This is a genomic window from Microcoleus sp. Z1_A1, from assembly GCF_036700305.1.
Lineage (GTDB): Bacteria > Cyanobacteriota > Cyanobacteriia > Cyanobacteriales > Microcoleaceae > Microcoleus.
Map to the genome: position 1 here is coordinate 1 of NZ_JAUBOR010000085.1, position 9,812 is coordinate 9,812.

General features: G+C 49.5%; 3 protein-coding genes. 1 reads left to right on the forward strand and 2 read right to left on the reverse strand.

Features of this window, described 5'->3' with window-relative positions; translation table 11 throughout:
* Positions 1–204 precede the first annotated feature (204 nt).
* Positions 205–3,729 carry a response regulator gene (locus QT973_RS26505; RefSeq protein ID WP_333052933.1) on the reverse strand — a complete coding sequence of 1,175 codons (3,525 nt, stop codon included), beginning with the start codon at positions 3,727–3,729 and terminating at the stop codon, positions 205–207.
* Between the two features lie 1,719 nt (positions 3,730–5,448).
* Between QT973_RS26505 and QT973_RS26510 the strand changes: the two genes are divergently transcribed.
* Positions 5,449–6,072 carry a GNAT family N-acetyltransferase gene (locus QT973_RS26510; RefSeq protein ID WP_333392529.1) on the forward strand — a complete coding sequence of 208 codons (624 nt, stop codon included), beginning with the start codon at positions 5,449–5,451 and terminating at the stop codon, positions 6,070–6,072.
* 608 nt (positions 6,073–6,680) lie between these two features.
* Here QT973_RS26510 and QT973_RS26515 read toward each other — a convergent pair.
* The coding region (locus QT973_RS26515) for an Ig-like domain-containing protein (RefSeq protein WP_445305701.1) at positions 6,681–9,812 on the reverse strand (3,132 nt) is incomplete at its 5' end.

Genomic DNA, 9,812 nt, shown 5'->3' on the forward strand with positions numbered 1-9,812 from the left:
CGCCCGTCCAAAAAGGACGGGCGGGACGCCCATCCCACAATAACAATTAAAATTGTAAGTTATTTAATTCGCGCTCCAAATGAGCGTTTCACGGAGTGATAATCGCTTTGGGCTACATACATATTTGGCCACTCATCTACTTATTTAGGAATAGGTTTTTCCCGAAATTGTGCGTGGGATATCAACATATAATACTTATAATGACTAATCACAATTTAGTAAAAAAGTCAATACAGTTTCATCAATTCCCTTTAGTTTCAAAGGCTTATATTTAACAATGCGATTTTCCTCCACATAATCTGCAACCGCCGCCGAAATTAGCACCGTGTTTGGTTCCGTCACCTCTTGCAAGCGGGCGGCAATATTCACGCTCGGCCCGATCGCAGTATAATCCGATCGATCGGGGCCGCCAAACATCCCCACCACCGCAGTACCCTGGTGAATTCCGCAGCGAAACCGCACCGGAGGGACGCCATTTTCCCCAACAATTCCCTGCTCCAACCAGCCCTTGTTAAGCTCCTTGAGAGCTCCCAGCATTTGCCCCGCAGCAGCCACAGCGCGGCGTACTTGCTCATTAGGCGTTAATTCCTCCGGCGCGCCAAAGAAAGCCATTACCGCATCTCCAACAAACTTGTCCACCGTACCGCCACTGTCAAAAATAGCCTTAGTCATTGCCGCCAAATATTCATTTAACAGCTCAGCTACCCGGCGCGATCGCAGCGTATTTGCCATTTGAGTAAAACCGACAATATCGCTAAACAAAATAGTAATCAATCGCGGTTCCGGGCGCAAATCCAAGGCCAAATCTCCAGCCGCTGCGGCCTTCACCATCGCCGGCGGCAAAAATCGGCGCAGCACCGACTCAGTTAAATAACTGTTCAACTGCTGCACTCGCCGCTCGTTTTGTTTGAGGGCGATCAAATTCCGCACTTCCGCCAACAATTCTCGATCGTTAAAAGGCTTGGACAAATAAGCATCCGCACCCCGTTCTACTCCTTCAATTCGAGTATCTTCGTCGGCTTTAGCAGTCAGCAAAATTGCCGGAGTTCCCTGCAATTCCTCATCTTCTCGAATCATCTTAATCAAATCCAAGCCCGAAATCAAAGGCATCATCAAATCCGTTATAATTAAATTAGGGCGACGTTTTTTAGCCACGGCAAATCCTTCTTCTCCGTTGCGGGCGAGCAAAACTGCAAAGCCGGCATCTCGGAGAATTGCTGACACATAAAAGCGCAAATCTGGATTGTCGTCCACCACCAAAACCGTTCCCACTGCTGTTTCCGATCGGACAGGTTGGAGCGACTCAAAGTTATGATTTTCAGCCTCATTTTCTGATAAATCCGCCTCCACATCGGCCAGTTCCACCGCAGCTTTCGATGAGTGAAACTCCGCAGGTATTTCTAGTACCTGTTCCGGGGGCAAGTGCGTCGAACCAAAGTGCAGCCAAACGGTAAAAGTAGTACCTTCGCCGTAAACTGACTCAACTGAAATTTGACCGCCGTGGAGTTCGACTAATTCTTTGACAAGTGCCAAACCTAAACCGCTGCCTTCGTAGGAACGACTAGCTGAACCTTCGGCTTGGTGAAATCGCTCGAATAAATAGGGAATTTGTTCGGTGCGAATGCCGATACCCGTGTCTTTTACTTGCAACAAACAGTGAGCGCCGGCAGATTCAACTTTCAGGGTGATAGTTCCGCCTTCTGGGGTGAATTTAACAGCATTTGATAGCAGGTTGTAAATAACTTTGTCAAATCTTTCCAAGTCCAAATAAAGTAAAGGACATTCTTGCAGTTGGGTAATTAAGTGCAGTCCTTTTTTCTCGCAGTAGGCGCGGAACGACTCTGCGGTAGAGTAACAGAAACCGACCAAATCGCAGGGGCGAAAACTCGGCTGCATCCGTCCGGCATCTAGCCGCTGCAAGTCCAGCAGTTGATTTACCAAGCGCAGGAGGCGGCGGGAATTACGCAAAGCGATTACGGCTTGTTCGTAGGGTAAGTCTTCTTTACGCCTGCAAGCTGATTCCAGAGGGCCGATAGTTAGAGTTAGAGGCGTGCGGAACTCGTGGGAGATATTTTGGAAAAATTCGGTTTTGAGCCGATCGGCTTCCAGAAGCCGTTCTGCCTGCTGTCTGGTAGTCTGGTAGAGGCGCGACTGCTGCACGGCTAGAGCAGCTTGAGTTGCGACTATTTGGGCCAGGTCAATATCTGAGATGTTCCAGCGGCGGATGCTGTGATTTTGGCGCAGCGAAATGCTGCCGATGATTTTGCCTTCTGAGAGCAAGGGAACGACTAACAGGGCGCGGGCTGGCGATCGAACTTGCAGTTCTGTAACATTTAATTCGGGGTGTTCGTCGAGGTCTTCGATCGCCACCGGCTCTTTTGATACCATAACTTGCAACAACAGCGGATTGCCCCGAATCGGCACCAAAGACTGTGGCAAAGAAGGATGGGCAAAAACCCAGGCGCGAGTGTTAGCAGCAGCATCACCAGAATCCGTCTCGTAGCCCAGAGGGTTCGCAACTAGCTCTGGATTATCAAGAAAACCCTGTTCTACAGCCACGGTATCCCTATCTGTGTCGTATAGCCCCACGCATTGGACGTATTCATCATCTTCTGTCCACAGAGATAGGGCGCAGCCGTCAACTTGCAAAGCTTGGCCGAGTTGTTGAGTAATGGCTGCAAAAATATTTTGGGGATCGAGACTCGATCGAATTGCCGTAGTAATAGTATTGACTAAGGCCTCGCGCTTGGCCAGCGCCCGCACCTGTTCGTAAGCCCGGGCTTGAGAAAGCGCCAAAGCCGCTTGGTCTGCCACCGTAATTACCAACTGTACCTCGTGGTCTTGCCACTGGCGCGGTTCCTCAAACTGATGCAGCGCCAAGACTGCCATCAGTTCGATTTTGTAAAATAGCGGTACGATCAAGCTGGATCGAATATTCGCAGCTTCGTAAGCCTGCTTTCGCTGTGGATTATCCCAGTTTAAAACTCGATCGTCAGTTTGGGCATCTTGAATCACCTCCACATCCAGAGTTTCCCAAACCAAATCCGGCAGCAAATCCGGGGAGAGTTCGGCAGCAGAAGCATCACCGGGCGTGACTTCCTCATCGCCCCCCACACCTTTAGTTTCTGCCTTCTGGTAAACGAACCACTCATCGGCCACCCGGCCGTCTTGGAACGGCCGCAGCAGACAGCAACTCACCTCAAACATCTGCCCGACAGTTTCCACAATTCTTTGCAGCATTTGCTGGTAATTGGGAGCCGATCGGATAGTATTGGTAACGGCATAAAGCAGCGATTCTTGGCTCAAAGCACGGCGCAGTTCATTGGTGCGCGTTTTCAGAAGATTGTGAGTCTCAACAGCTTGACTAACAAGATTGATCAGCTCTTGAGCATCCCAAGGCTTGGTAACGTATTTGAATACTTTGCCAGCGTTAATAGCTTCTACTAAATCTTCAACATCCGTATAGCCAGTTAAAATAATCCGGATCACGTCGGGGTATTGAGCCGCCGTCAGGCTGAGAAACTCCGTACCGCTCATTTTTGGCATTCGCTGGTCAGAGATAATCACTGCTACTTCTCCCTCTTTTGCCAAAATTTCGAGAGCAGCGGGGCCAGATTCGGCTCTGAGCACTTTATAGTCTCGATGGAAGGTGCGGTAAAGCAAGTCGAGGTTATCCGGTTCGTCATCGACTATCAGAATTTTTAGCTTAGGATTTTCTTGGGAATTCATGCACCGTTCTCCTGTGCCCCGGGGCTGTTCGATTTAATAAGTCTGATTAAAGGAAGAATTCGCCGATTTAAATTGCTGAAGTCATACCATTTTCGATTCTCGACCTTCGATTTTCGATTGCGAATGACTCCTGACATAAGGATTGGGAGTTTGCCTAGGTCGCCATTATTTTGGGAAAATGGTATCACAATAATTCGTGAATATGAATTTGTTGTAAGTATGCCGAGGCAAGCATCAACCTTGATTTTTGATGTCTGGGTTTTCAATTCGGAATTCTTCTGAGCCACAGTTATCTGTCGTGCACCCCAATTTTATTATTCAACGATCTTCACATAAACTCGTCTCCCGATAAATTTCTTTCACCCCTTACCTTGAGGCCGCCGGAGATCAAACACAAATCTGGCCATTTTAACTGCCGTCTGGATATCTCAGAATACAGAGGAATAACCGTCTTGATTGTGAGTTGATTAGCCAAATTTATGTTTGCTCCTGCCTCCTGGGAATATTTTATTTGGTATGTGAAAGCTGCCTGCAGCAAAATACTATAGACAACCAACATCTTCGCCTGTGTTTTTTCCCACAAGTAATAGCAACTTTAACAGTCAGCCAAGGATAGCGACCACCATCGGGCCCTGAACCCCTGACTGATATTCGGGGGTGGCCCACAGACCACAGAGGTGTCTGTGGGAGTGACGCAATTGCTGTACCATTTTAGTTAGACTTGCACTTTTTTCCCCGATATCGGCATTTTTTGTGCGTCCTGCAGGCCAACGCCCAAGCTAATTACTGCGGCGAAACACCGCAAGTTTGAGCATCCATCTGTTAATCTTAGCTAGGGATGTACTCTGTGGAAACCGATCGGTCGATTTTAGATTTTAGATTTTAGATTTTAGATTTACTCCACAGATGAATCGGGGAGCTTGAACTAGGGTCTAAAATTTTGATCTCTCCACGACGAGTGTCGGTGGCTTGTATCTGTTTTTGGGCAGGGTCAATCAGCTCGATCGAGGTTTTGAAGGTCTCGCGCGCAGCAGAGTATCGAACCGACGGGGAAAACCCCTGCAGACTGTTTCCAGGCATCCAAATTTAAATTGGACGTTGGAAAAGTACCAAGTAGCTCAACAGGTAAGGCCGGTTCGATTGGGGACGGGCGATGGATAGCCCAGAACTGCTGAAAGCTGGGGTGCCAGGCCGGGGGGCGGCGGGGAACATCCGACGCGCCAGCGATCCCAGTGTTAGTATGGTCAGTCGTTGAGTTTTTCAACTACCGCTTGACGGATAAATTATATTCGATCGGGTATTTCAATAAGCAGAGAGCGGTAGGATTTCGGGAACCTGACGTTAAAACCTTTGTGATTGTTTTTAATACCTTGCCCGCTAAGCTGTCGCGCATTTAATTTGTAAGCTACCGTTTACTTAAACTCTTGTGATGCCGGCAGAAAGCCAGGGATCGAGCTTCAATTTAAAGGCAAAATAGCTGATCCACAAATCTACTATTAGGGGATGAGTTTTATTTTTTCATAACTAGAGTATTAAATGCTAAAAATTTTCCATTTACCTCAAATGCTACTTAAAGTCCATCGCCAAAAAATGTAATTTAATCTGGCAAATAAACTATGCCTATAAGTTACGTTATAAGAGCAGTATAACATCAGTGAATTTTCTAAGAGGGTAGCTTAGAAACCCGCGTAAAAAAAATTAATATAGTGGCCTGGCATTGTGAATCCTTCATTTTTTTCCTCACCATCTCACCAACAACAAACTCCCGGACTTTCTGGTTTTTCGATCCGAGTCGCTGCGCCCAACGACTTAACGCAGCTAGCGGATATTTTAGCCATGAGCTTTCACTCCCGCGAGGGGTTTGTAGAATGGGTGTATCCAGTGTTGCGTTTGGGCATTTACGAAGATTTAAAAAATCGACTGCGTTCTAAAGCAGAACATTACATTTGTCTGGTTGCTGAGCTAGTCTCGCGCGAGGAGGGAACGCAGAATTATAGGGCGCACCGAGATCAGCGCATAACAGGAACAGTAGAAATGGCTCTGCGTTCTCGCTTCCCTTGGCAAATCCCTAATTCTGACTATCCTTATTTGTCGAATTTAGCCGTTCACCCGGAGTACCGGCGGCAGGGAGTTGCTCAACAATTGCTCAGCAACTGCGAGGAGACAGCCAAAGAATGGGGATTTTCTGAGATTTACCTCCACGTTCTGGAAAATAATCACGCGGCGCGACAGTTATACTATCAGGCCGGCTATCGCTTGCAACAGGTGGATTGGAATTGGACTGGTTGGCTGTTGGGCCAGCCGCGCCGCCTGTTTTTACGCAAGCAGATTCCGCTATCCTAAGCTAAGTATTTGAATTGATTATGGAGAATTGGAGCTTCGCCAAGAAAAAGGAAAAAATAGCTATCCGTGTATCTTTTACTTCCAAATTGTGAATCAATGGAATGGCAATGGGGAATTAGTGATAAATTTTAGTTGGCTCTTAAGCCCGATCGCGCAACACAATAAAATTAGGAATGAGAATTAAATAACTTCCACTCTTGAAAGTGGGATGGGCCTAAGAGCCCGTCCAAAAAGGACGGGCTCTTAGGCCCATCCCACAACAGTCATGAAAAGTGGATTTTATTTAATTCTCATCCCTTATCGGCCTGTATCAGCGGTAAAAAAAGAGAATTTCTTCACCGCAGATGACAATAGATTCACGCCGATAAAAATAAGAGATTTATGAATAATCCCCAGGCTAACCGATTTGATGTTATACCAAATCAGGCTTGAATACACATTTATTTTTTAGCATTTTAGAGAGGGACAAAAGGCAACTGTAAGAGCGATGTCAAGGGCCGATCGCTACAAAGTTTCTAACCCGGATTGAGTATTGTGAGGAACGCCACAGAAGTTCTAATCTGCTGTGGCGTTTTGTTCGCCAGAACAGGAGACTTTCGCCGCCAATTCTAGAGCTCAGAGAGATTTGGTAGGAAATCCGAGGAGCCGATCGCCCCGTTAACCCCAACCAGATTTGCTAGAACCCGATCGGTTCCTGCTACTAGCAGCAACGTACCGTTCGGAGTGGCGCTAAATTGCAACTGCTGGAAACTCAGGCCGTCGGTCAAAACCAACTTATCGACGCCTACCTCGAAGTTAATCACAGTATCAATGCCGCCATCAGCACTCAACACATATCGATCGCTCCCCATACCTCCAATTAAAGTATCCTCGCCCAAGTCGCCAAACAGCCAGTCATCTCCAGATCCCCCATTGAGAATGTCGTTATCTTTACCACCAATCAGAGTATCGCTGCCAGCATCTCCGTTGATAGTATCTTGGCCTTCATTACCGTAGAGCAAGTCATCGCCGTCACCGCCGTTGACGCAGTCTTGCTGGCCGTTTGCCCGCACCGAGACACCCCGGTTATCAGCACGATCGCCATAGATAGTATCGTTGCCCTCGCCACCGCAGAGTTCATCGCTGCCGTCACCGCCGTAAATCGAGTCGTCACCTTGATCTCCGTGTATGAGGTCGTTAGCTTTACCGCCGTAAATCAAATCGTTGTCTTCACCGCCACTGATGGTATCGTCACCCTCATCGCCGAACAGCACATCAGCACCGAGGCCACCAAAGAGCAAGTCTTGGCCGCCAGCATCTTGAGCTCGACTTCGAGCACCACCGTACATGGTGTCGTCGCCACTGTCGCCAACCAGCGTATCAGAGCCAAGTTCGCCCCAAATCAGGTCATGATCTTTGCCACCCCAAACACAATCATTGCCTTTACCTGCTTGCACCGTATCATTACCATGGCCGCCGCCGATGATGTCATTGCCACTGCCACCAAAGAGCAAGTCTTGTTCCCCGATATCCCCGATGGACTGGGAACTGCCACTGTCACCGAGCAAAGTATCGGCTCCTTCGCCACCGTAGAGAGTATCGGAGCCTAATTGACCGTAGATCAGGTCATTGCCTTTACCTCCGTAAGCGCGATCGTTATCTTTGCCTGCAACCAGGGTATCGTCGTCTTGTTGGCCGTGGAGGAAGTCGTCACCGAAGCCTCCGTAAAGCAAGTCGCGTCCCTGGGAGTCGCTGGCCCTTTGGTCGCGGATTCCCCCAAACAAGCTGTCGGAGCCGATGCCACCAAACAACGTATCGGAGCCGAGTTCGCCCCAAATCAGGTCATTTTCTTTACCTCCAAGGGCAATATCGTCACCTTTGCCGGTATGGATGGTATCGTCGCCCTCGTTGCCGTTAATGAGGTCTGCACCCTCGCCTCCGAAGATCAAATCGCGAGCATCGTCAGGACTCTGGGAGTTGTTCTCCCCGGTGTCTCCGAGAATCGTATCGGCACCTCGATCTCCAAACAGAGTGTCCGAGCCTAAGTCGCCGGCAATCCAGTCGTTCTGTTTGCCTGCAAATACGATATCGTTGCCCTCGTCTCCGTAAACAATATCGGTGTCAATGCCCCCAAAAATCGTGTCATTGCCTTCGTTGCCGTAAATTTCGTCCGCGCCGTCTTCACTTAAAAGCAGGTCATTACCTTCAAAACCGACAATTTTTTGGTTGCCTTTGGTGTCTACGATCAAGTCATCGCCGTCGGTTCCTTTGGTGGTTTGTCCCTCGGAAAATTGTGAAATAGGCCGGACAAATCCAACTGCAGGTGGTGGCGGCGGGGGCGCAAAGTTAATTCCCGGTTTTTCAATAATGGGCTGACACAAACAGTCGGTATCTGTTTCCCCGATCGGATTTGAGACGATCGGCGTGGGGGGCGTTGGTGTGGGAGTGGGCCCATCCGCCCCCAAGATAGCGACAAAAGTAGCGGGAGCGGGACTGATGGCACCGCTGTTGTCTGTGGCGCTATAGGTGAAAGTGGCTCCTGTAAAGTTGCCTGTGGCTTGCAAAAATAGTTGCTGTAACTGTTCTGGCGTCAGGACTTGACCTAGTGTGACGGGTACACCCCCGTTGGCTGGATCTCCTAAAAACAGGACTGCTTGGTCTGGTGAGGGCAGGCTGTTGATGGTGTAAGAGACGATCGACCCGTCGGGGTCACTTCCTCCCAATCCTGTGACTAACTGGCTGCTGTTGGGCGCGAGGCGGGAGTTGGCATTGTTGGCTAAGGGCGGTTGGTTGTCAGTTGGAAGTATGGCCGCGACAGTAGCGACAGCGGGACTGGATGCGCCGCTGTTGTCTGTGGCGCTATAGGTGAAAGTGGCTCCTGTAAAGTTGCCTGTGGCTTGCAAAAATAGTTGCTGTAACTGTTCTGGCGTCAGGACTTGACCGGGTGTGACTGGTACGCCCCCGTTGGCTGGATCTCCTAAAAACAGGACTGCTTGGTCTGCAGGAGGCAGGCTGTTGATGGTGTAAGAGACGATCGACCCGTCGGGGTCACTTCCTCCCAATCCTGTGACTAACTGGCTGCTGTTGGGGCCGAGGCGGGAGTTGGCATTGTTGGCAACTGGCGGTTGGTTGTCAGTTGGAGTTGGAGTTGTGGGAGTTGTGGGAGTTGGCACTATCAGTCCATCCACAGTAGCCGTAGCAGGGGGACTGATAGCACCCCTGTTGTCTGTGGCGCTGTAGGTGAAATTGGTTCCTGTAAAGTTGCCCGTTGTGAAGAAAAATAATTGCTGCAACTGTTGAGGAGTCAGGACTTGGCCGGGTGTCACTGGTACGCCACCGTTGGCTGGATCTCCTAAAAACAGGACGGCTTGGTCTGCTGGGGGCAGGCTGTTGATGGTGTAAGAGACGATCGACCCGTCGGGGTCACTTCCTCCCAATCCTGTGACTAACCTGCTGCTGTTGGGCCCAAGGCGGGAGTTGGTATTGTTGGCCAATGGCGGTTGGTTGTCAGTTGGAGTTGGAGTTGGAGTTGTTGGAGTCGGTGTGGGATTTGTTGGAGTTGGAGTCGGTGTGGGATTGGGGGAAACCGGCCGCAAGATAGCCGCGACAGTAGCGACAGCGGGACTGGTGGCGCCCCTGTTGTCTGTGGCGCTGTAGGTGAAATTTGCTCCTGTAAAGTTGCCTGTTGTGGAGAAAAATAGTTGCTGTAACTGTGCTGGAGTCAGGACTTGACCGGGTGTCACTGGTACGCCACCGTTGGC

Excerpts from the sequence above, each read along its gene's own strand:
- QT973_RS26505 (WP_333052933.1), bottom strand. The coding sequence starts at position 3,729 with ATGAATTCCCAAGAAAATCCTAAGCTAAAAATTCTGATAGTCGATGAC.